Annotated in this window: 21 protein-coding genes; 11 read left to right on the forward strand and 10 right to left on the reverse strand. The window is 49.2% G+C overall.

Translation table 11 applies throughout. The features are described from left to right. Window positions 1-133: 133 nt before the first annotated feature. The 3 genes from ACO6UY_RS12615 to ACO6UY_RS12625 all read right to left on the reverse strand — a co-directional run bounded on the left by ACO6UY_RS12615 (window position 134) and on the right by ACO6UY_RS12625 (window position 3,427). Window positions 134-1,690 (reverse strand): hypothetical protein, encoded by a 1,557-nt coding sequence (locus tag ACO6UY_RS12615; protein ID WP_422466689.1) that lies wholly within the window; start codon window positions 1,688-1,690, stop codon window positions 134-136. A 145-nt stretch (window positions 1,691-1,835) separates the two neighbouring features. Next, the gene (gene gmk / locus ACO6UY_RS12620; RefSeq protein WP_101748579.1) at window positions 1,836-2,450 is read right to left on the reverse strand and encodes a guanylate kinase; all 615 of its coding nucleotides are present in this window, start codon (window positions 2,448-2,450) and stop codon (window positions 1,836-1,838) included. A 119-nt stretch (window positions 2,451-2,569) separates the two neighbouring features. Then, window positions 2,570-3,427 carry a YicC/YloC family endoribonuclease gene (locus tag ACO6UY_RS12625; protein WP_422444246.1) on the reverse strand — a complete coding sequence of 286 codons (858 nt, stop codon included), beginning with the start codon at window positions 3,425-3,427 and terminating at the stop codon, window positions 2,570-2,572. Between the two features lie 274 nt (window positions 3,428-3,701). Between ACO6UY_RS12625 and rph the strand changes: the two genes are divergently transcribed. Both rph and ACO6UY_RS12635 read left to right on the forward strand, forming a co-directional pair. Then, entirely contained in the window at window positions 3,702-4,418 is a 717-nt protein-coding gene (rph, locus tag ACO6UY_RS12630) for a ribonuclease PH (RefSeq protein WP_422466687.1), read from the forward strand. Between the two features lie 86 nt (window positions 4,419-4,504). After that, a complete protein-coding gene (locus ACO6UY_RS12635; protein WP_422490137.1) occupies window positions 4,505-5,092 on the forward strand; it encodes an AAA family ATPase in 588 nt (195 codons plus the stop codon). 185 nt (window positions 5,093-5,277) lie between these two features. Here ACO6UY_RS12635 and ACO6UY_RS12640 read toward each other — a convergent pair whose 3' ends face one another. Then, window positions 5,278-6,492: a hypothetical protein gene (locus ACO6UY_RS12640; protein ID WP_422490139.1), complete on the reverse strand. Its 1,215-nt coding sequence runs from the start codon at window positions 6,490-6,492 to the stop codon at window positions 5,278-5,280. A 491-nt stretch (window positions 6,493-6,983) separates the two neighbouring features. After that, window positions 6,984-7,757 (reverse strand): exodeoxyribonuclease III, encoded by a 774-nt coding sequence (locus tag ACO6UY_RS12645; protein ID WP_422466683.1) that lies wholly within the window; start codon window positions 7,755-7,757, stop codon window positions 6,984-6,986. Window positions 7,758-8,320: 563 nt separating this feature from the next. On the opposite strand from ACO6UY_RS12645, the gene pyrE reads away from it, so the two are divergent. The 5 genes from pyrE to ACO6UY_RS12670 all read left to right on the forward strand — a co-directional run bounded on the left by pyrE (window position 8,321) and on the right by ACO6UY_RS12670 (window position 13,638). Further along, window positions 8,321-8,998, forward strand: a complete 678-nt coding sequence (pyrE, locus tag ACO6UY_RS12650; RefSeq protein ID WP_422466681.1) for an orotate phosphoribosyltransferase — start codon at window positions 8,321-8,323, stop codon at window positions 8,996-8,998. Between the two features lie 152 nt (window positions 8,999-9,150). After that, complete coding sequence (locus ACO6UY_RS12655) at window positions 9,151-9,690, forward strand: (2Fe-2S)-binding protein (RefSeq protein WP_163372303.1); 540 nt, start codon at window positions 9,151-9,153, stop codon at window positions 9,688-9,690. After that, complete coding sequence (locus ACO6UY_RS12660) at window positions 9,687-11,942, forward strand: molybdopterin cofactor-binding domain-containing protein (protein ID WP_422444257.1); 2,256 nt, start codon at window positions 9,687-9,689, stop codon at window positions 11,940-11,942. The genes ACO6UY_RS12655 and ACO6UY_RS12660 overlap by 4 nt, the downstream gene beginning before the upstream one ends. 75 nt (window positions 11,943-12,017) lie before the next feature. Continuing rightward, window positions 12,018-13,019 carry an XdhC family protein gene (locus tag ACO6UY_RS12665; protein ID WP_422490141.1) on the forward strand — a complete coding sequence of 334 codons (1,002 nt, stop codon included), beginning with the start codon at window positions 12,018-12,020 and terminating at the stop codon, window positions 13,017-13,019. After that, a complete protein-coding gene (locus ACO6UY_RS12670) occupies window positions 12,943-13,638 on the forward strand; it encodes a nucleotidyltransferase family protein (protein WP_422490142.1) in 696 nt (231 codons plus the stop codon). The genes ACO6UY_RS12665 and ACO6UY_RS12670 overlap by 77 nt, the downstream gene beginning before the upstream one ends. Window positions 13,639-13,667: 29 nt before the next feature. On the opposite strand, the gene slmA is transcribed toward ACO6UY_RS12670, so the two are convergent. From slmA to coaBC, 4 genes are all read right to left on the reverse strand, one after another. Then, entirely contained in the window at window positions 13,668-14,258 is a 591-nt protein-coding gene (gene slmA, locus ACO6UY_RS12675; RefSeq protein WP_422461646.1) for a nucleoid occlusion factor SlmA, read from the reverse strand. A gap of 8 nt (window positions 14,259-14,266) precedes the next feature. Next, a complete protein-coding gene (gene argB, locus ACO6UY_RS12680; protein WP_422461648.1) occupies window positions 14,267-15,169 on the reverse strand; it encodes an acetylglutamate kinase in 903 nt (300 codons plus the stop codon). A 166-nt stretch (window positions 15,170-15,335) separates the two neighbouring features. Next, window positions 15,336-15,791, reverse strand: coding sequence for a dUTP diphosphatase (gene dut, locus ACO6UY_RS12685; protein WP_422490144.1), 456 nt, complete (start codon window positions 15,789-15,791; stop codon window positions 15,336-15,338). Between the two features lie 38 nt (window positions 15,792-15,829). Further along, window positions 15,830-17,080 carry a bifunctional phosphopantothenoylcysteine decarboxylase/phosphopantothenate--cysteine ligase CoaBC gene (gene coaBC / locus ACO6UY_RS12690; RefSeq protein WP_422490146.1) on the reverse strand — a complete coding sequence of 417 codons (1,251 nt, stop codon included), beginning with the start codon at window positions 17,078-17,080 and terminating at the stop codon, window positions 15,830-15,832. Between the two features lie 154 nt (window positions 17,081-17,234). On the opposite strand from coaBC, the gene radC reads away from it, so the two are divergent. Beyond that, the gene (gene radC, locus ACO6UY_RS12695; RefSeq protein ID WP_276508144.1) at window positions 17,235-17,882 is read left to right on the forward strand and encodes a RadC family protein; all 648 of its coding nucleotides are present in this window, start codon (window positions 17,235-17,237) and stop codon (window positions 17,880-17,882) included. A gap of 23 nt (window positions 17,883-17,905) precedes the next feature. On the opposite strand, the gene yihA is transcribed toward radC, so the two are convergent. Continuing rightward, the gene (gene yihA, locus ACO6UY_RS12700; RefSeq protein ID WP_269672081.1) at window positions 17,906-18,565 is read right to left on the reverse strand and encodes a ribosome biogenesis GTP-binding protein YihA/YsxC; all 660 of its coding nucleotides are present in this window, start codon (window positions 18,563-18,565) and stop codon (window positions 17,906-17,908) included. A gap of 513 nt (window positions 18,566-19,078) precedes the next feature. On the opposite strand from yihA, the gene ACO6UY_RS12705 reads away from it, so the two are divergent. The 3 genes from ACO6UY_RS12705 to ACO6UY_RS12715 all read left to right on the forward strand — a co-directional run bounded on the left by ACO6UY_RS12705 (window position 19,079) and on the right by ACO6UY_RS12715 (window position 21,856). Beyond that, entirely contained in the window at window positions 19,079-19,684 is a 606-nt protein-coding gene (locus tag ACO6UY_RS12705) for a c-type cytochrome (protein WP_422444274.1), read from the forward strand. A 174-nt stretch (window positions 19,685-19,858) separates the two neighbouring features. Further along, window positions 19,859-20,644, forward strand: a complete 786-nt coding sequence (locus ACO6UY_RS12710) for a thiol:disulfide interchange protein DsbA/DsbL (protein WP_422444276.1) — start codon at window positions 19,859-19,861, stop codon at window positions 20,642-20,644. Window positions 20,645-20,980: 336 nt separating this feature from the next. Next, entirely contained in the window at window positions 20,981-21,856 is an 876-nt protein-coding gene (locus ACO6UY_RS12715) for an endonuclease/exonuclease/phosphatase family protein (RefSeq protein WP_422461650.1), read from the forward strand. Window positions 21,857-22,007 lie beyond the last annotated feature (151 nt).

The following is a 22,007-nucleotide window of genomic DNA, read 5'->3' on the forward strand; positions in this document are numbered from 1 at the left end:
GAGGCACAACAACCCGTCAAACTCATTGAAACCATGTACTAGTGCGTAGTTTATAGCCAGATTGATTAAAGCCCGGAGACTCCCATATTCTGTAGCTGGGCAAATGGAACCCAATATTATTTCATTGGGTTTACTACTTATCCTCAATTCTGTGCTTCTCAGCAACGTCTTCAAAGAACTTGATCAGATCCTTAACTGCGGCCTGATTCTTAACATCAGAAGGCTTGTGCTGAATAGCTGCAGGAGCTTCTGGATTGTGATCCTCCTTATCAATAGCTTCTTTTAATACTTCCGTGACTGAGGTCGACCGTTTATTAGCTTCAGGGCTCTTTTTCCTGTGCACAGGCTTACGTGACCCACTGTTTCTATCAAAACTTGTTTTATCATCAACTTTATGAGTTGGCACTGCATCATTTTTATGCACAGGTAAAGGTTTTAAGTCAGAAGATTCTTTTATACCCCCAAGAAGCCCTGAAACCTCTTCATTCAGAAGTAAAAAAAGGTCGGTTCTTTTTTTCAGATAAACATCTTCCGCTTGAATACCCTTTTTCTGGTTGGCTGCATTTTTAGCTATAGACTCAGCTTTACTACGAAGGGTTGAATCCATCTTCCCCATTATTTGGTTAACCAACTTCTCTCCTTCATCAAAATTTACTTTATTTTTTTGCTTTAATTGTTTCTTTAAGCCAACCCTGATTTCAGACCTGACTTGCTTCATCATAATTTCATAGCAGCTTTGGAAAAACTCTTTTTGGCCATGCATCCCCCCTACTTCTTTAGACACCAGCAGTTGATGCTTTCTCTCTAAATCAGCCCGTTCAATACCCGCAGATTTGATTCTGTGTTTCAGGCCTTCCGCCTCACCTTTTTTTGAACCAGCTAACTTCGTCTTCAGACTAGAAATTTTATTGTCTAAATTTCTTATGTCAGCAGTGTATTTATCCACAGAAATAATTTGAGTATTCAGGCAGGAGCCAAAAAGAAACGCTTTATCCTCTGGGGTCATCATTCCAAGGGAAAGAACGGCTGTCACCTGGCTGTTTACAAACTCAGCAGAAGAGGTTTTCAGGCCACTCAGCATTTGTTGAAGAAGCTCTGCTGTTAAACCAAGCGTTTTTTCCTTATCCTTATCCCGACCAGCGGTAAATTCAAAGCTCATTACCTTGGCAGACAGTTTTACAACGTCGTTATATAACTGCTCTCTTATTTCTGGTGAAGGAGGAGCCTCTCTGGAGTAAGATCTCCTCAGCAGCTGGAAATACTTTTGGATTGCACCTCTTGCCTCTTCTGCTGATTTAGCCTTGATCCCTTTGTTAGCCACTTTGGAAAGGAATTTTGGTGGTTTATCTCGATCAGACTGATGACTTTTCTCACCATTACGCTTCATAAAAGTGTCAGAAAGATGATCCAGAGCATCGACCTGTTTTGGCTTTATTGCTGCATGATCAACCTGGTAATGTTCAGTATTCGTTTTTCTAATTTGACTGTCACAGGAGACACTACCAACTTTATGATGATTATCCTGTGCGGAATTCTGACCTTTGTCAGACTTCTGATGTTTCTGATCATACCTTGGAACGTTTCCACCAGGTACTCTGTTCACACCCATAGCATTACTTCCTTTTAATTCTATGGATTTAAATATAGCTTGTTGCTTAAAGCTGATAAGTAGCTGGCCAAATGGGATCATATATTTCTACCTGAATGAACAGTCACTATGCAAGGACAACACAGGGAGCATAGCCGTTACATGACCCAAGTTGTAACGCCACGGAGTGACATACACCTGATCAGAAAATATGACCTTTTTTGATCAACTACTTACCCTTAATCACTCAGTTTATGAGACCTTTAATCAGATCTTCTTTATAGTGCTGCATCCAATTAATTGACAGGCGCTGGCTGCGAATAATGGTTTGCAGATCCCGCAAGGCAAGATCAAACTCATCATTGATTACCAGGTAGTCAAACTCACCATAATGGGACATTTCACTGACTGCCTGAGACATGCGCCTTTCAATGATCGAAAGGTCATCGGTAGCCCGCCCGATCAACCGTTCCCTCAGAGCCTCTAGAGAAGGCGGCAGGATAAAGATTGATACGGCATCAGGCAACAAACGGCGTACCTGCTGCGCCCCCTGCCAGTCAATCTCCAGAATAACATCTTCACCTTTGTTCAGCTGTTCACGAACCCAGTGTGCCGAGGTTCCATAATAATTTCCAAAGACTTCAGCATGCTCAAGAAACATGCCTTTGCTCAACATGTCCCGGAAGCCTTCGACAGAGGTAAAGTGATAGTTTACGCCATCCTGCTCACCAGGCCGGATACCCCGGGTGGTATGAGAGACCGACACACGCACATGGGGCGTAGATTCCACCATGGCCTTTACCAGGCTTGTCTTGCCAGCGCCGGAAGGGGCAGCGATTATATAAAGTTTGCCAATATTCATGAACACTCCAGGGAAGCCTCCCTGTTTTAAACCTATGTACTTCAGGATAAGTCAGACTAAGAAATAAGCCCTGTTATTTACCACAAGACAAAAATAACTTGTTGATTATATAAGGTTTCCTATTCAATATTCTGAACCTGCTCACGCATTTGCTCGATCAGGACCTTAAGATTAACAGCGGTCTGGGTAAGTCCAGCATGAATGGACTTGGACGACAGGGTATTTGCCTCCCGGTTGAGTTCCTGCATCAGAAAATCCAATCGCCGTCCAACCGCTCCCTGCCCGGGGCTTTTCAGTGTTCGGCGCACTTCCGCTATATGCGTTTCCAGACGATCCAGCTCTTCATCGACATCCATCTTCTGAGCCAACATCACCATTTCCTGCTCCAGCCTCTCCGGATTTAACTCCTGTCTGGCTTCAGCCAGTCGATCAAGGATTTTCTCACGCTGGCTTTGCAGAATGTCTGGCAGCAACCCACGAAGCCGCTGCACCTCATCCCCCATTTTATCCAAACGGGCCTCAATGAAAGACTGCAGTTCCTGTCCTTCCCGCTGTCTCATCTCATTCAGTTGAATAAGCGCTGTGTTGAACCCTTTTATGGCAGCCCGATGAACAACGGCCATTTCCGTCTCTTCATTGCTCTGCACGCCGGGCCACTGCAGAACCTCAAGAGGATTGACCGGTGCAACCCGGGAAAAATGGGCCTCAACCTCACGCACTGCCAGTTGCAGCTTTTCCAGCAGGACACGATTCAGGTCAAGCACCTGTTCTTTCTCAACCAGCTGAAATTTCAGGCTGCATTCAACCTTGCCTCGTTTCAGCTGCTTGCGAATCAGTTCTCTCAACGCAGGCTCGATCTCCCGTGCCTGTTCCATGAGACGGAAGTGGGGTTCAAGGTAACGGTGATTAACGGATCGAATCTCCCATACCAGGCTTCCCCAATCCTCCTGTATCTGAACACGGGCGAATGCAGTCATGCTGGAAGTCATGAAATACTCTTTAATCGGTGGGCTAATAAACACTCATTATTTCAGAAGTTTATCCACAAAATAAACCGATGAGATAAGATTTTGGAAAAACTATAGTTCTAAAAATACTGACCACTTGGGCGTATGTCATTGATTTAATAACGCAGCATCAACAAAGAGAGCTGATTATTCAAACTCTATTTTCCCGAAAACCCACTGAACAGTTATAATTCCGCAAATTTTGCAGTGCTCACGTTTTTTCAGACATACCAAGGTAACCCAAATGCGCCCTAGCGGAAGAACGGCAGACCAATTACGTGATGTAAACATCACCCGCAACTATACCAAACACGCAGAAGGATCTGTGCTCGTTGAGTTTGGCGATACCAAAGTCATCTGTACCGCGTCGGTCGAACGCGGTGTACCCCGGTTTCTCAAAGGAACCGGCCAGGGCTGGATCACCGCCGAGTACGGCATGCTACCCCGGTCCACCACGGAACGGATGGGGAGGGAAGCCTCCAGAGGCAAGCAGGGTGGCAGGACGCTGGAGATTCAACGCCTGATCGGCCGTGCCTTGCGTGCGGCGGTAGACATGAAAAAGCTCGGTGAAAACACCATTAATATTGACTGTGATGTGATTCAGGCCGACGGTGGCACACGCACAGCCTCAATTACCGGATCCTGTGTGGCACTAGTGGATGCACTGCGCTATATGCAGGAGAAGAAGATGGTCAAAAGTGATCCTTTCCTGCACATGATTGCCGCCGTTTCCGTGGGAATCTACAAAGGCAGCCCGGTTCTTGACCTTGATTATCCTGAGGACTCCAGTGCCGAAACGGACATGAACGTTGTGATGACCGATGCTGGCGGCTTTATCGAGGTCCAGGGAACGGCAGAAGCAGCCCCTTTCAGCCAGAATGAAATGCTGGCGATGATGGCCTTGGCACGATCCGGTATTGAGGAAATTATCGAGTTACAGAAAAAAGCGTTAGCAGAATGACACTTTACTGCCTGCCCTTTTGCTTGAGCTATTTTTAATAGAACCCGGCTATATGCCGGGTTCTTACTCTGTAACAGGTCAGCAGTATGATTATTGCACTCATTGGTTCCCATGGAACGGGTAAAACAACGCTCTGCAACGCTCTGGTGAAAGAGCTTGGGAGTGAATGGTCGCTGTTCAGCGACTATTACCGGAAAATCGCAAAACATCTGAAGTATAAGACGCCCCGCGATGCAATAGTTGAAGATCAGGCAATCCGTCAGGTGACTTCCACGGCCATGGCGGGATCGGCACTGGGTGCCATGCTTGAGTGGACAGACAATCTGCAAGGTCATGGCATTATCGATACAGGCCCTCCGTCATTACTTGCCTACCATCGATATTGGCTGAAAATATGCGAGACTCCTATCAGCCCTTATATGCTCAAGCTGGCCAACGCCATTAGCCAGAAAATTGATGCTTACTGCTATCTGCCAACAGGAAAATTTGCACTGGAGAGTGACGGCATTCGCAGTGACGATATCATTTTCCAGAAAGATATTGATCAGTGGGTACTGTGCAACACCGTCGATCCCGGAATATCTGAAAAAAAGATCCTGATGATGGAAAGTACTGATATTGAAAAAAGAACCGACGAATGTATCCAGATGATCCAAAGCTTCATCAGAAAATAACAGTATATTAATCTTTTCTTAATTAATTGATGAAATATCCGGACTCTGATAGATCGTACCAAGCACCCTTCGACTCCGCTCAGGGTGAACGGAGATTGTACACTTCAAACCCATTGAAACCATGTACTAACGCCCGGATCAACTTCACGAACACTCATTTTACGGCAAAGTACCCAATGTCCTGTTTACTCCGTCGGGCGGGCCATTTTACTGGCGTGCGGAAGAGTATCATCGCTATTTTCTGGTCGTTTTCGAGTATTGTTGCCTGAGTTAGCTATAAAGCCCGGGCCTGAACTGCTGCCAGGTTGGTTATTCTGGTGATACTCCGGGGCGTATTGAGGGGTAAGCTTGAATTTCTCACAAACCCATGGGTTATTAATCATCCTGAAAAAGTTGGTATCCGGTACATACGTCAGTTGTTTACCGCACTCTTTGACCAATGCTTCCATGTTGTTTGATGTTTTTATGTACGATAAAACCGATAAGATCCTGCTGCTTTGCGACCAGGCATGCAATAAACTTTCCGAGGAGATCTCCACCTGCTGGATTTTCTGATCCCGTTTTGCCAGTTGATGCACATTCAGGCAGCCAACAATTACAGAAGACAGCGCTTCTGGATCCAGGCCTGAAGCCATCAGGCTCGCCCTGAATTCAAATGCGAACTGCAAATAAAACAGACATGCCTCAGGGCCAGGTATGGGCATTTGGGCGTGGCGATGGGTCAATGCTGTTCTGAGGATTTGTTTGTCACCAGCGGCCAGCATGCCAGCAGCGCGTTTATCGTCCAGCATCATACTGACCAGCTTTGAGTCAGGGTTGGTCATTTGTGCCAGCACTCGGGTCATCTTTGCCTGCAGGACACCCCGAATTTTCTGTACGCCGGATTCATCCCCCGGAAACACTCTGTTAGCCTCAATATCGATAATTGTTTGTGGGGAACTCAAGTCGAATAGTTGGGGTGCCGGGGGGTATAGACCCAGAGCATTCTGATAGGCTAACTGATGTCTGAACAGGTTGAGGGCTTGAGTTGTTTTTTCCACTGCAGCAGCGTTATCAAAGAGGGTCTGGTTTTTCAGAATATAGTTCTTGACCGCAGCTTTCCGGTCACTGTTCAGGTTTTCGTACGGGATGGTGATTCGCGTTGTTTCATAAACCAGGTTTTTCTTCAGACGTTTCGATGCTTCAATATTCCATCCCTCTACCATCAGAGTTTCCAGGCTGTTAATGCACTCACCCAAATATTGAAGGCCTCCTCCTTCCAGCCTGCCCTCCGTTTTACCGATAGGCATTTGCACATTAATGGCCGTGGCGATGGCACATTCGGCAATAAATCTTTTGCCCTGCTCTTTGGCAATGCATTTGGACAAGCCAAATTTAGCCAGCAAGGTAGTCTCAATCAATGGAAAATTAATCAATGACGCATTTGTTCTGATAATTTTGATTTTTCGGGACAACTCCTCCTGGCATACTTTCGTTCTTTGGTGAGGAAAACAGGTGTTATATAAATAACGGGGAGCAATAAGTTTCACCTCCTTTCCAAGGTGATTGATAGCACTTGTTTCTGTTTGCGTGGCTACATCCCGAGTCTGAACGACAGGACAGAATGACTGAGCGGGTTTGGGTTGAATATTCATGGCAACCAGCACTCCTGAATTAACCTGCCAGCATTTTTTAACTGTGATATTGACTGTGTGTCTATTTAAAAAGTTCCATACACAACGGGCTGCAAATCGACATATTACAGAGTGATCGGTCAAACCAGATACTTTATTCTTTTTTATTCACTAAAAATAAAAAAAGGAGATTGCCAACGTCGTTGACTCTCTCCTTTTTCAGCAATGTTCCCATTTATCCGGGAACAACAAAATGATGAATCAGGTTCAGAAAATAGTCAGAACCCCAGCTCCCAGTCATAATCAATGATGACCGGTGCATGGGATGAGAAGGCCTGACCCTTGTAGATACCGCCATTCAGCACGCGGTGACGCATGCCCGGAGTGATAATCTGGTAATCAATGCGCATGCCAACATTGTCATGGCGCAGATACTCATCTTGCCACCAGCTGTACTTGCCCGCCTCCCGGTCAACCTCACGGTAAGCATCAAAGAAGCCCATATCACCCAGCAAACCTTCCATCCAGCCACGCTCCGCCTGATTGAAACCTGAGACCTCCTGGGCATCACGCCAGTTGGCCACATCAATCTTGCGGTGTGCAATGTTCCAGGTGCCACACATAAGGAACTCACGACGCTTACGACGTTGTTTGCTTAAGTGGTGGGAATAGCCGTCCAGGAAACGGTACTTGAAATTCAGGTTTTCTTCAGTGTCACCTTCCGGTACGTACAGGCTGACAAGACTGATCTTGTCAAAGTCTGCCTGAAGGTAACGGCCGGTTTCATCAACCTCAGGAATACCAAGGCCGCTGATAATAGCCTTGGGAGCATGACGGGTATAGATGGCTACACCGCCTCGCTCAGCCCTGTTGTAACCACTGAAAGCATAACCAAAGTAGCCATCAAGAAAATACTGATCCTCAATCACCTGCTCGTCTTCACGAGTATCCTGCAGACAGATAAGGTCAGCATCCTGCTCCAGGAGCCAGTCAAACAGGCCTTTTTCCCGTGCGCTTTTAATGCCTTCGCAATTTAAACTGATAACTCTCATCGAATACACCTTACCAGGCCGTTTACACGCTCTGGCATTAAGCTTGTTACCTCGGCAAGACAGTAACCGGAAAAACAGAAACTGAAGACCTGCAAAACCATTTGAGCAAATCTCAGCCTGAGCAGCAGTTGCTTTGATCAGGATGAACGACGACTAAAGTCTATGCTTTTCAAGGATACAGTTACTCAACCGGGATTAACCCTGCATCAACTGTACGACAGAGTTGGTAAGAGCCCTCACCCCTATTATAAGGCATGATTAACATTCTTATGGTACGGTTGAACACAGAAATTTCTGGATTATATCGGACAAATGATAACGGGTCGCCTCCCGTATGTTTATCCGCATAAATCCGGTCTCTTCTACAGCAGCCTGCAGTTCTGACGAAGTGACACCTGACGGTTTCCGTAATTTCACACCTGCTGACCGGGATGCAACCAATATTATAAATTGCACAATATCTCTGAAATAACACCCCACACAGGGGATTTAGGGTTGTATATTGGTATAAGATCAGCCCTTGAGTCCGGCACTACGGGCATATAGCGAACAGGACCCTCCCGATGCATCAGTACCAAAAAGAATTTCTGGATTTCGCCATTGAGCAGCAGGTGCTCCGTTTTGGAGAGTTCACCCTGAAGTCCGGAAGAAAATCTCCCTACTTCTTTAATGCCGGGTTATTCCATAGCGGTGAAGCCATCAGCAAACTCGGTCAGTTTTATGCCTCAGCCATGGTCAATGCCGGGCTTGAATTTGACCTGCTGTTTGGGCCCGCCTATAAAGGTATCCCCCTGGCCACAGCTACCGCTGTCGCATTGTTCGAAAGGCATAACCGGAATGTGCCGTGGTGCTTCAATCGCAAGGAGGCCAAAGATCACGGCGAAGGAGGGAATATTGTCGGTGCGCCCCTGGAAGGGCGAGTCGTGATTGTTGATGATGTTATCACGGCAGGCACAGCGATTCGTGAAGTGATAACCATTATTGAGCAAACAGACGCGACGCCCGCAGCCGTTGTGGTCGCCATGGATCGTCAGGAAAAAGGGCAAGGGGAGTCTTCAACGCCAGGAGAGTCCGCAACGCTAAAAGAGCTTTCTGCCATCCAGGAAGTAGAGCGTGATTTCAATATTCCGGTGTTGAGTATTGTTTCCCTGTCTGACTTGCTTGAGTATAGTGAACATCATCCGGAGATCCGCCGATACGCACCGGAAATTAAAGCCTATAGAGATGCCTATGGAGTATGAGGTCGTCATTATACTGTTTGTTAAAGTGCGACCGTAGCCAATCTGGCTGCGGCGCAGGATCTATAAAAATATAGAAATATTGACGACAAGCGTCTGCTGATAAAAAAAGTATTTTAGCTAATAAGAAACTGACACGGCCGGGGGAGGCACACGTGATTAGCTTTAAGTTAAATGGACAAACGGTAAATGTCGACGCACCGGGAGATACACCGTTGCTCTGGGTGGTTCGTGAACATTTGACCATGAAAGGCACAAAATTCGGTTGCGGTATGGGCTTATGTGGTGCCTGTAGCATGCTAATCGATGGTGTGAGTACCCGAACCTGCATCATGCCGGTTCAAGCCGTGGCCAATCGACATATCACCACCATTGAAGGCCTTGGTAACCCACAAATGATGTCCACTTTGCAGAACGCTTGGGTTGAAGCCGACGTTCCCCAGTGTGGCTATTGCCAAAGTGGGCAAATCATCAGTGCTACCGCATTGCTGAGCCAGAACAACAACCCCAGTGACAGCGATATCGACATCGCCATGAGCGGCAATATCTGCCGATGCGGCACCTATCCCAATGTAAAAAAAGCCATCAAAAATGCAGCGGCAGATTTAAGAAATGGCAAAGGCCGTTTGCAAGCGGTTCAGGTATTTGATCCAACGGCAACTGCATCACCGGAGACACAGGAGGTGCAGTCATGAGTGTCATTGAACAACCACTAACGCAAAACAAACAGACATTAGAAAACAGCTCCCGCCGTAGCTTTCTCAAAAAAATGGGCATTGTCGGTGGTGGTTTAGTGGTGGGAATTCCACTGACGGGCTGTGCCAGTGTTAAATTTCCCAATGCCATGGATGGTGATTTGCAACCCAATGCATTGCTGCAAATTACCGCCAATAATGACATTTATTTTTATCTTCCCCGTTCCGAAATGGGCCAGGGCGTATACACGGGCCTGACCACCATGCTGGCGGAAGAACTCGACGTTCATCCGGGTAAAATCCAGGTTAAAAATGTTGGCGCTCACGAAGAATATGCAAACCCGGAATATGGACTGCAACTGACCGGTGGTAGCAACAGCATTCGTGTGCATTTTATTCCGCTGCGGCAAATGGCTGCAAATGTCCGTATGGTTATTCGACAGGCGGCCGCACAAGTACTTCAACTGCCGCTGGATCAAATTCAAACGGATAACGGCATGATTGTCGCCAATGGTAAAAAGCTGCCTTACGGTGACTTTACCAAAGTGGCTGCTCATTTGAGTCTTCCTGAAGAGACACCGCTCAAGAAAAAAGCAGACTTCAAATACATTGGTAAACACTCAAAACGTTTGGACGCCGTAGCGAAAAGCACAGGCTCAGCGGAATTTGGTCTGGACGTGGAGTTTGCTGGCCTGCACCGGGCGGCATTAAAACGCTGCCCCGTATCGGGTGGCACCGTGAAAAACTTTGATGATAGCAAAGTGAAAAGCCTGCCCGGCGTCAAAGCCGTGGTCAGCATCTTTAACGGTGTGGCCGTGGTAGCGGATCATTACTATCAGGCAAAAGCCGCCTTGCCTGTGCTGGACGTACAATGGGAATTACCGGAGACCCTGTCTGACTTTTCCAGTGACTCCACTGAAGCAGGCAACGGCAAACAATTATTTAAAGCTGCATTGGATAGCGATGAATCCGATAATGCACACAAAGAAGGCAACGGTCGTGATGCATTAAAAACCTCTGATACGGTTGTGTCCGGAGAGTATTGGGCCCCCTACCTGGCCCACGCCACAATGGAGCCGATGAATTGCACGGCGAAATTCACCGGTAATAAATTAGAAATCTGGACAGGCTGCCAAAACCCGGGTGTTGCTGCCAAATTAGCCGCCTTTTACGGTGATGTAGCAAAAGACGATGTAACTGTTCACAGTACGTTCCTGGGAGGAGGGTTCGGACGTCGTATCTCAAGCGATTATGTTGCAGAAGCCGTTTCCATAGCCAAAGCATCGGGTTTTCCGGTGCAACTGATCTGGAGCCGTGAAGACGATACAAAACGCGATTATTATCGTCCTGCATCCATGGCTGAATTTCAGGTTGGCCTGGATAAAGACGGTAATATTGACAGCTGGAACGTTAAGCGCTCCGGTCCAAACATCCTGCCCTATACCATCGACGAAGTGACCGATGCCATGATGCCGGGATTCCTGCCGGATGGCATGGTTGATTGGATCAGTAAAGCGGGTTATGGCCTGTTTGACGGCTGGACGGTCGATCCTACTTCCGTCGAAGGCTTATTCGAAGATTATGATGCCAACCATAAATCCGTTGACCACGTGACGGTTGATCCGGGGCTACCGGTAGGTTTCTGGCGCAGTGTTGGTCACTCATTCAGTGGCTTCTTTAAAGAAAGCATGATGGATGAAGTGGCCATTTCGCAACAACAAGACCCTGTCGCCTATCGCCTGAAACACTTAAAAAGTAATCCTCGACTGGCGAACACGCTGAAGCTGGCAGCCGAAAAAGCGGGATGGGGAAAATCCTTGCCTGAAGGTCACTATCACGGCGTAGCCGTTCATGCTTCGTTCCTGTCTTACGTGACTCAAATCGCAGAGGTGTCGGTGAACAACGGTCAAATTAAAGTTCACAAAGTGACCTGTGTGCTGGATTGCGGCTTGGCGGTTAACCCTGAAATCGTTATCCAGCAAATGGAAAGTGGCATCCTGTTTGGCTTAACCGCTGCCCTTTACGGTGAGATCACCGTTAAAGACGGTGCAGTGGTGCAAAGTAACTTCCATGATTACCCGATACTGCGAATGAATGAATCACCAGACATTGAGGTAGTCATTGTAGAAAGTGATGAAGCACCAACGGGTGTCGGTGAACCCGGTTTACCGCCCATTGCCGGTGCCGTGGGCAATGCCATCTTTGCCGCAACGGGTAAGCGTTTAAGAAGCTTGCCTCTTAAACTGAGTTAATTTGAGTGTGGTGCTTCGTCCCTTGCTCTCTGAGGGACGAGGACCAGTTATGCGCAAAGGTTTAATTAAAACAATATGCAAGATTCACAATTAGAAGTATTAAATGGTTGTTTATCCTGCCTTGAGCAAGGCGAGAACATTACCCTCGTCAGTGTGGCTAAAACCTGGGGTACCTCCCCCCGCCCGGTAGGCTCCCTTTTAGCGGTAAGTTCTTCTGGTCGTTTTTTTGGCAGTGTCAGTGGCGGTTGTGTTGAAGAAGATTTGATCGAACAGCTAGCCCAACACCCGGTCAGATTTGTACAAAAAATCATGTACGGAGAAACGGCCGAAGAGCGTCACCGTTTTGGATTGCCTTGTGGCGGTGCTTTAGAACTGATGGCGGAACCTCTCAATGACATTAAAGACGTTGAATGTCTGATTGATCATATTGCAACCAGAAAAACCTGCTTAAGAAAGGTAAGCCTGGAAACGGGTCAGGTGACTTATCTTACCTGGCAGCAACAGGCACCCGAGCTGTCACCAACCCACTGGCAAAACGTATTTGGCCCAACCTGGCGATTAATGGTGATTGGTGCCGGTGAAACTGGCCGATATCTGGCCGAATTTGCCCAGGGCCTTGGGTTTGAAGTGTTGGTTAGTGATCCCAGGCCTGATTATCGGAGCAACTGGCCCTTAAAAGACTTACCGCTGTTACAAGGTTTTCCTGACGATATCATTCAGGATTTAAACGTGGATGTTCGTACAGCCATTGTCGCCGTCGCCCATGACCCGAAAGTAGACGACATGGCGTTACTCACCGCCTTAAAAAGCGATGCCTTCTATGTTGGTGCCCTTGGCTCGAAACTCAACAACCAGGAACGCCGCGCCCGCCTCAGGGAACACTTTGATTTCACTGAAGCTGAAGTTAACCAGCTCCATGGCCCGGTGGGATTGAATATCGGCAGTAAATCCCCGGCTGAAATTGCGCTGTCTATTCTTGCTGAAATCACAGCCATTAAAAATGGCATACAGCCTGGTAAGGCACTGGAAAAGAAAGAAGATCAAATCAGTCAGACGGTCGCCTGTGACATCCGTTAGCATTTCAGCTTCGAACCCTGGCGAAAAAATAACGGCGGTTATTTTAGCCGCCGGTAAAGGGACGCGATTTAACGGCCATAAAATGATGCATGGTATTAACGGCATTCCTATGGCCATCCGCAGTGCATTGAATGCTCAGCCCCATGTTCATCACGTTTTAGTTATCGTCAGGCCTCAGGATCACCGCCTCAAACGTGCATTGGATAAATACCGGCTTGCCTACACGGACAACCCTGATTTTGAACAAGGTATGAGTTCATCCATTGTGCAAGCCATTGACCATATTCCTGACGATCAACATATCCTTCTCTGCCTGGGAGATATGCCCCACATCGAACCTGATACTTACCAGCGCCTTATTGCAGGTTTTAGAAACCATGAATTCAAGAAAATCATCAGGCCGATCTATCAATCTGAAGATCCGATTCCGGCCCACCCCGTGTTATTTCCCGCATCTCTTCAGGCAGATTTGAAGTTACTCAGTGGCGATGCAGGGGCTAAACCTATTCTTAAGATCAACCAGCCGATTTTGCTGGAAACATCTGACGAAGGCGTGATCAAGGATATTGATTACTATACCGGTCATAACGAAATAGTTGGTCAGGTATCCGGTGCCTGACCATGGCCAGACACCAGGAAAACCAGAACTTATCTGAACGCCGCCGCAGAAAGAATTTGCCACTGATCCGCCCAGTTTTCCGTGGGCTTGCGCTTGAATTCACTGCGAACATACTGGGCAATTCGGCCTTCGGCAGCAGCCAGCATCAGATTTGCAGTTACGCTGACGGTCAGGCGGGGTCGCACACCTTCCTTGATTTCCGCTTCACGTAACGTCTGCTTGAGTTGTGTCTCCAGACGGTCAAACAGCTGAGTCACACGCTGGCGCAACCGCTCGGTCTCACCAGCCAATGCATCCCCGGTCAGGATACGGGTCAAGCCGGGGTTTTTCTCACAGAAGCCAATCAGCAACAGCAGGATCTTTTCACACCTTGCAGTCACATGGGGCTCTTCAGAAAGAATCAGCGAGATTCGGGAAAACAGCGTCTCCTCAATAAACTCGATCAGCCCTTCAAACATTTTTGCCTTGCTCGGGAAGTGACGGTACAGGGCCGCTTCGGAAACACCCACCGCTCTGGCCAGGGCCGAGGTGGTAATCCGGTTCCCCGGAGCCGTCTCCAGCATATGAGCCAGGGCTTCCAGAATCTGCTGCTTGCGAGAAATTTTCTGAGACATATCCATTATGAGTACTAAACACTATCTCCGGTTATCAGGGTGCCCACTCCCCGGTCAGTTAACAGTTCAAGCAGAACGGCATGTGGCACCCGGCCGTCAATGATGTGCGCTGTTTTTACACCGCACTTCACGGCATTAAGCGCGCATTGTATCTTGGGAAGCATACCGCCATAAATAGTTCCGTCAGCAATTAATGCTTCGACCTGCTCTGAGTTCAGCCCGGTCAGCAGGTTGTCATCCTTATCCAGCAGGCCTGCCGTATTGGTCAGTAACAACAGTTTTTCTGCCACCAGCTCTTCCGCCAGGCGTCCGGCAACGAGGTCGGCGTTGATATTGTAGGAGGCACCGGCATCATCCACCCCGATAGGCGCAACCACCGGAATAAAGTCGGAGTTTTGCAGCATGGTGATGATATCGGTGTCGATGGATTCCACTTCGCCCACCTGACCAATATCAATAATCTCCCGTGCGGTTATCTCCGGGGTCACCTCGGTCACCAGCAACCGTTTGGCACGAATAAATCGACCATCCTTGCCGGTAACACCAACAGCCCGCCCGCCATTGTTGTTGATAAGTGTCACTATCTCCTTGTTTACCAGCCCGCCCAATACCATCTGTACCACATCCATGGTATTGGAGTCGGTGACTCGCATGCCCTGGACAAAGCGGCTTTCGATGTTCAGCCGTTTCAGCATGTCGCCTATCTGTGGACCGCCACCGTGAACCACCACAGGATTAATACCCACCGCCTTCAGCAAGACCACGCCCTGGGCAAAGCTGTTTTTCAGTTCGTCGTTTTCCATGGCATTGCCACCGTATTTAACGACGACGGTCTTACCGGCGTAGCGTTGCAAATAGGGCAGTGCCTCGGTCAGAACCGTGGCGATTTCCTGAGAGGATAAAGCAGGCTTATCCATGACTCCTCCTGCGGTGCTCTAACTGATTGAGCGTGGTGTCCGGGCCTGTTGACGTTTCGTGGCGGGCTCATTTTGAACTGGCAACGTAACATCAACAGGCCCTGGTTATTTTTTATTGGTGAAGGCCTGGCACAATCAGCCACGCCCTGGTGACAAAAATCCGTAATCAGTGGGTTCCGGAGTGCCCAAAGCCTCCGGCACCACGGTCACTCTCGTCAAAGCTTGCCACAATCTCCAGTCGGGCCTGAACCACGGGAACCAGTATTAACTGGGCAATACGCTCCCCCGGCTGAACCGTGAACGTGGTATTTCCCCGGTTCCAGCAGGAGACCATCAGCTGCCCCTGGTAGTCAGAGTCAATCAGTCCCACAAGATTACCCAGAACGATGCCATGCTTATGACCCAGGCCGGAGCGGGGAAGGATCATCGCCGCCAGGGACGAGTCTTCAATGTGGATGGCCATACCGGTAGGCAGCAACTGGGTTTGACCCGGCTCCAGAGTCATCGGTTGATCAAGACAGGCTCGCAGATCAATACCTGCTGAGCCTTCTGTGGCATATTCCGGCAATGGAAACTCTGTGCCCAGCCGTGGATCCAGAATACGGGTTTTCAGTGTTCTCATGTCGTTTAATTCCCTGTGTATTTACCGTGAAATGCCTTTCAAGGCTGTTCAACTGTCTCAGTTACAGGCTGCTGGCTTTTCCACTTTCTGAAACGGCGGGCAACAATTTGCAGCAGCTTGCGGGACACCACCTTTTTCGATGCTCTTGGTAATGGCTCTTCCAGCGCTTCGCCGATGACAGTGACTTCATTGCTGTCGCTGCTGAAGCCAATCTCCCGGTCACCCACATCATTGGCCACCACCAGATTCATCTTCTTGCGGCGCAGCTTATCCGCAGCGTAGCCCAGTACATTGTGCGTCTCTGCGGCAAAACCCACCACAAAGGGCGGTGTGTCCAGAGCGGAGACCGAAGCAATAATATCGGGGTTCCGTACCAGTTTAATCTCCAGGGTTTCACTGCCATTGTCAGGGTCTTTCTTGATCTTTTCCCGGGCAACCTCGGCAGGGCGATAGTCACTGACAGCAGCACAACCGATAAAGATATCCACATCGGCTATCCGGTCATGAACCGCCTGATGCATATCCCTGGCACTGACCACATCCACCCGCCGGACCCGATCCGGTGTGTCCAGATTCACCGGGCCACTGATCAGGGTAACCGTTGCCCCGGATGCAACAGCCGCTTCGGCAATGGCAAAGCCCATTTTTCCGGAACTGTGGTTGGAAATATACCGAACCGGATCAATATCTTCGCGGGTGCCGCCAGCGGTGATCATGATATTCACCCCGGTGAGAATATCATGGCTGAACAGCCCCGATGTTTTTTCCACAATCAGCTCAGGGTCTAGCATCCTGCCCGGGCCGATATCACCACAGGCCTGGCTGCCATCGCCCGGGCCAAACAAATGGATATTCCGCTCCAGCAGCTCTTCGCAATTTCGCTGGGTCACACTATCACGCCACATCCCCTGGTTCATGGCCGGTGCCAGGCAGATAGGTGCACTGGTGGCCAGGCACAAAGTGGTTAACAGATCATCCGCATGGCCACCGGCCAGTCGTGCAATAAAGTCAGCCGTGGCAGGGGCAATCAGAACCACATCCGCCCAGCGGGCCAGTTCGATATGCCCCATGGCCGCTTCCGCCCCGGTGTCGAGCAGATCCAGATGCACCGGGTTGTGAGACAGTGCCTGCAGGGTTAACGGGGTAATAAACTCACAGGCGGCACTGGTCATGACCACACGGACATCAGCCCCCAGTTTGGTCAGCAGACGAATCAGCTCTGCACTCTTATAAGCAGCAATGCCACCGGTAACACCAAGAACAATGCGTTTGTTACTTAGCTGTTGCATTTTTTGCAAATTTCCTCAGGGAATTAAACCGGCAATTTTTTGTCTGAGTAGTCAGGAACCGCACAGAACGCCATGGGCTACTCACCATAAATCCGCTCCATCATAGCAGTGAATAGCTGACGGTATAACCACCATAAAAGCCCGGAGTCATCATTTGCTACCAAGAGAAAAGATACTGGCCATGGGCCCTTCAGCCCTCACTGAAGCGGAGCTATTGGCACTGCTGTTAAGAACGGGTTGCCAGGGTATGAACGTGATGGAACTGGCCAGCCATCTGCTGGAACAGTTTGGTGGCCTGGAAAAACTGCTGACCACCCGCCATCAGCATCTTATGTCCGTTAAAGGCCTTGGGCCTGCCAAAGCTACGCAGCTCAGCGCTACCCTGGAGCTTTGCCGAAGGGTACTGCGTGAAAAGGTAGCCAACTCCGATGTTATCTCCAGCCCGGAGTCAACCCGGGAGTACCTGCAGCTGCACTTCCAGGGTCTTCAGCGAGAGCAGTTTGCCTGTCTTTTTCTGGACACCCGGCACCGGGTTATTACGCTGGAAACACTCTTTCAGGGCACCTTGAACACAGCCACCGTTCATCCCAGGGAGGTGGTGAAGCAGGCGCTGGCGTTGAATGCAGCATCACTGATTCTCTGTCACAACCACCCATCGGGCGACCCTGAGCCCAGTCAGGCTGACATTCGCATTACCCAACGGTTGAAAGAGGCGTTGCAACTGGTGGATATTCAGGTGCTGGATCATATGATTGTGGGACAGGGAAAGATACTATCCATGGCGGAACGAGGGCTGGTTTAGCTTTCCATGCTCAGCAGTGAAACCTAATCATCAGACTCCGGGTGCTCGTCACCGTCATAAATGTCATCGGGCTCAGGTGCAAGAAACCACTCATCCAGTTTCATAGAGAGCTGATCAACACCGGTTTTCTTGAGCGAAGAGAATAACTGAACACTCACCTGTGGGAATCGGGACAGATCCTTTTTGAGGCTGTTCAGAACCTGTTTGGCGGCCCCCTGTTTCAGTTTGTCCGCCTTGGTGAGCAGTATGTGCAGCGGTAAGTTTGCACTTACACTCCAGTTAAGCATCATCTGATCGAACTCTTTCATCGGATGACGAATATCCATCAACAACACCAGGCCAACCAGCGCCTCACGGCGCTCCAGATAATCGGTCATGTGATGCTGCCACTCTTGCTTCATGGCTTCAGGCACTTTGGCATAACCATAGCCCGGAAGATCCACCAGAAAGACACCATCCTGCACGTCAAAGAAGTTGATGAGCTGGGTTCTTCCCGGCGTCTTACTGGTACGAGCCAGTTTGTTGGAACCCGTCAGCGCATTCAGGGCGCTGGACTTTCCTGCATTAGAGCGACCTGCAAAGGCCACTTCACGACCTTCATTCTCCGGACACTGGCTCAGCCTGGCCGCGCTCTTGTAAAAAGAGGCCTGGCGGTAATTTAATGAAGATCTGGTATCACTCATGGGGTTTCATCTATTCCAGTAATCTTTGCTGATTGCCAATAAGTAGTTAACCAAATGAAATCATATATTTCTGACTAAGTTGTCAGTCACTCTGCGGCGTTGCAACTCCGGTCACATAGCTACGGCTATGCTCCCTACGTTGCGCCTTGCATAGCAACTGCCCACTTAGCCAGAAATATACGATTCCATTTGGCCAACTACGTAAGCCGGTGATAAATAAGCACGGGACTCAATAAATCACGTAAAAGAGATCAGCAAACGGGCAACGGGAGCCTGTCCGACTCCCGGGTATTACTTCCAACGGATCGATATCGCTCTGCCTGTACCGGTCGCCGGTTGAGTAGTTTATACTATCGTCGTTCAAGGTACATGCCGTCATGTCACCTGATGCTGAAACAGACAGAAAGCAGATGCGAATCTCTGTATAGGTCTTGTTTCGCTAAACAATAAAAGCTGTCAGGTCTGATGAATAATAACAGCCATTTAAGGCAAACGCCGTAACTGGGTCAGGTAATGAAAAAAGTCATTCTCACTCTGGTAATTTCTTTGGGGATAACGGGCATCGCCTTTGCCAAAGGCGATGCAGCAGCAGGCAAGAGCAAAGCAACGACCTGCGCCGCCTGCCATGGTGCCACAGGGATCAGTCTTGCTCCAAACTGGCCAAATCTCGCCGGTCAGGGGGAGCGTTACCTGATCAAACAGATCACTGAAATCAAGGACGGCACACGCTCTGTGCCAGAGATGATGCCCTTTGTCAGCGCTCTGACCACGCAGGATATTGCTGACCTGGCGGCTTACTTTGCCAGTCAGCCAGCCCCTCAGGGAGCAACTGACACCAAGTATGTCACATTGGGTCAAGCACTTTACCGTGGTGGGGATGCCAAGAAAGGTATTCCGGCCTGCTCCAGCTGTCACTCTCCCACGGGTAAGGGTAACTTCCTGGCGGGCTTCCCCTTACTGGCGGGCCAGAATGCAGAGTACACCGCCAAGCAGCTGCGTGACCTTCGTGAAGGTGATCGAACCAACGATGGTGACACCAAAATCATGAGAACCATTGCCGAGAAGATGAGCAATAAAGAGATCGAAGCGGTTTCTCACTACATCAGCGGTCTTCGTTGATCGTTTTTTATCCCTGATTAATGACAGAAGCCTGAGCTTTACCGGCTTCTGTCATTTTCCTCTCATACAAACCTGCCTGCTTGATCAGACTTCCTTTTCGTCAGATGCTGGCGTAATGTGTCGTCTATAAAGCGCCATATCCCTGAATAACAATGAAAAATAGAGGACTCTCGTATGATAAAAAAAACGAAGGGTATATTAGGTATCGCTGCATTCCTGGGCATCGCCACGGTCGCAGCGGGTTATCTGTTCAGTGATACCCAACACAGTCAGGAAGTGATCGTTACTCAAAATACCCCGGTAGCTCAGGCCAGCACGACCACGCACTCAGCAGCCGGTGATACCTCATCAGCGTCAGTCATCACTCAATCCGGTACACCGCAATTATTTCAGCCAGGCCAGCACTATCGGGTTTTATCCAATCCGGTTACCACGGACGCCATACCGGAGAAAGTGGAGGTGGTCTCCATATTCTGGTACGGATGCCCCCACTGTTACGCACTTGAGCCCAGGATTGAACAGTGGCAACAGACCTTGCCTGGCGATGTTGAGTTTATTCGAACGCCCGGTTTCTTCGGCCCTAACCTTTGGCAGACCCACGCCCGGCTTTACTATACTGTGCGCAATTTGGGACTGGAAGAGCAGGTTCATGCCGGTATCTTCAGTGAAATACAGAACCGCCGAAATCAGCTCAAGGACAGTGAACAAATGGCCGAGTTCCTGAATCGGGAGTTTGGTGTTGAACCTGAAGCGTTTAATAAAGCGTTCAAGGGTTTCGGTGTTAATAATCAGCTGCAAAAAGCCTTCTCCAAACTGAAAGGCTACAGGTTGTCTGGTGTACCCGCCATCGTGATTGATGGGCGCTATGTGGTTGAGCCCGGGCTGGCTGGATCACTGGCTAATATGCCGGTGATTGCCGACTACCTGATCCGGAAAGTTAAACAGGATCGAAAAGGCTAGGAGGCTCCTAGTGCATGGTTTCAATGAGTTTGACGGGTTGTCGTGCCTCCGCACTCCGTTCGTCCTGAGCCTGTCGAAGGACCCATAGGGCCTAAAGGCGGAAACTCCGGACTCTGATAGATCGTGCCAAGCACCCTTCGACTCCGCTCAGGGTGAACGGAGATTGTTCAGAAACCATGTGCTAGAGACATTGCAGCAGTGGTTAAATGTCATACATTTTGGCTTTTAACCACTTTCATTTGGTAAATCATCGATCATTCTTTGCAGGAAGTCGGATAAAAGGCCTGTAATATCTGTCTATCAGTTTCCCTTGTCCATTTCTGGCGGTAAAGCACTATGCCCATTCGAACCCTCACAGGTGCCATTCGACGACGTTTACACCGGCAGCGTTGTCAGTACCGTTCCGGGCATATTCATCACTCGGCACCGGGCGGGCCCCCGCGTCGGCTCAACAAAAAGACCCTCAAGCTGCTCAGCTTTAATATTCAGGTGGGCATCAATACTCAGCAATACCGCCATTATCTGACCCGCAGCTGGCAGCATATTCTGCCTCACGCCAAACGCCAGGCGACCCTTGACCGGATTGCCAGTGTTCTTCCTGACTTTGACCTTGTTGCCTTGCAGGAAGCTGACGGTGGCAGTATTCGCAGCAGCTTTATTAACCAGACTGAATATCTGGCTCTCAAAGGACACTTCCCTTACTGGTATCACCAGATCAACCGCAACCTTGGCAAGCTGGCACAACACAGTAATGGCTTTCTTAGCCGGTTTGAGCCTCTATCGCTGGAAGACCATAAACTGCCCGGTCTGATTCCCGGCCGGGGTGCCATTGTCGCCCGCTTTGGCAACCCTGAGGAGCCTCTTACGGTGGTGATGATGCATCTGGCCCTGAGCAAAAGGACCCGAAATATCCAGCTTTCCTATATCCGTGATGTTGTGCAGCACAATCAGCATGTGGTGCTGATGGGGGATATGAACACCCACGCGGATCAATTACTCAATGACTCACCGCTGAAAAATACATCCCTTCATGCGGCGCACTGGGGGCAAAATACCTTTCCCAGCTGGCAACCGAAGCGTTCTCTGGATCATATTCTGATCAGCCCATCCCTGATTGTTAATCGATTTGGCGTTATCGATATGCCCATCACGGACCACTTGCCGGTATCTGTGGAAATCCGGGTGCCTGACGCCGTATTGAGCAAAGTGTGATTCATCGAAATAGGGCTGAAGCTTCTCAGGCTCTGTTGGCAGGCTATTTGAGAAATGCTGGTCGACTACCACAAGGCAGGAAAAAATAAAAAAGGCCCGATATCAAGGGGGGAAGTAAGGAGGGAGATATCGGGCCTCGAAAAAAAAACCA

The organism is Endozoicomonas sp. ALE010 (assembly GCF_049310165.1).
Taxonomy (GTDB): domain Bacteria; phylum Pseudomonadota; class Gammaproteobacteria; order Pseudomonadales; family Endozoicomonadaceae; genus Endozoicomonas.

Excerpts from the sequence above, each read along its gene's own strand:
- argB (WP_422461648.1), bottom strand. The coding sequence starts at position 15,169 with ATGGATAAGCCTGCTTTATCCTCTCAGGAAATCGCCACGGTTCTGACC.
- ACO6UY_RS12670 (WP_422490142.1), top strand. The coding sequence starts at position 12,943 with ATGGCATACAGCCTGGTAAGGCACTGGAAAAGAAAGAAGATCAAATCA.
- ACO6UY_RS12615 (WP_422466689.1), bottom strand. The coding sequence starts at position 1,690 with ATGATCCCATTTGGCCAGCTACTTATCAGCTTTAAGCAACAAGCTATA.
- slmA (WP_422461646.1), bottom strand. The coding sequence starts at position 14,258 with ATGGATATGTCTCAGAAAATTTCTCGCAAGCAGCAGATTCTGGAAGCC.
- ACO6UY_RS12665 (WP_422490141.1), top strand. The coding sequence starts at position 12,018 with ATGCAAGATTCACAATTAGAAGTATTAAATGGTTGTTTATCCTGCCTT.
- dut (WP_422490144.1), bottom strand. The coding sequence starts at position 15,791 with ATGAGAACACTGAAAACCCGTATTCTGGATCCACGGCTGGGCACAGAG.
- ACO6UY_RS12660 (WP_422444257.1), top strand. The coding sequence starts at position 9,687 with ATGAGTGTCATTGAACAACCACTAACGCAAAACAAACAGACATTAGAA.
- ACO6UY_RS12710 (WP_422444276.1), top strand. The coding sequence starts at position 19,859 with ATGATAAAAAAAACGAAGGGTATATTAGGTATCGCTGCATTCCTGGGC.
- yihA (WP_269672081.1), bottom strand. The coding sequence starts at position 18,565 with ATGAGTGATACCAGATCTTCATTAAATTACCGCCAGGCCTCTTTTTAC.
- ACO6UY_RS12715 (WP_422461650.1), top strand. The coding sequence starts at position 20,981 with ATGCCCATTCGAACCCTCACAGGTGCCATTCGACGACGTTTACACCGG.
- pyrE (WP_422466681.1), top strand. The coding sequence starts at position 8,321 with ATGCATCAGTACCAAAAAGAATTTCTGGATTTCGCCATTGAGCAGCAG.
- ACO6UY_RS12625 (WP_422444246.1), bottom strand. The coding sequence starts at position 3,427 with ATGACTGCATTCGCCCGTGTTCAGATACAGGAGGATTGGGGAAGCCTG.
- ACO6UY_RS12645 (WP_422466683.1), bottom strand. The coding sequence starts at position 7,757 with ATGAGAGTTATCAGTTTAAATTGCGAAGGCATTAAAAGCGCACGGGAA.
- gmk (WP_101748579.1), bottom strand. The coding sequence starts at position 2,450 with ATGAATATTGGCAAACTTTATATAATCGCTGCCCCTTCCGGCGCTGGC.
- ACO6UY_RS12635 (WP_422490137.1), top strand. The coding sequence starts at position 4,505 with ATGATTATTGCACTCATTGGTTCCCATGGAACGGGTAAAACAACGCTC.
- ACO6UY_RS12705 (WP_422444274.1), top strand. The coding sequence starts at position 19,079 with ATGAAAAAAGTCATTCTCACTCTGGTAATTTCTTTGGGGATAACGGGC.
- coaBC (WP_422490146.1), bottom strand. The coding sequence starts at position 17,080 with ATGCAACAGCTAAGTAACAAACGCATTGTTCTTGGTGTTACCGGTGGC.
- rph (WP_422466687.1), top strand. The coding sequence starts at position 3,702 with ATGCGCCCTAGCGGAAGAACGGCAGACCAATTACGTGATGTAAACATC.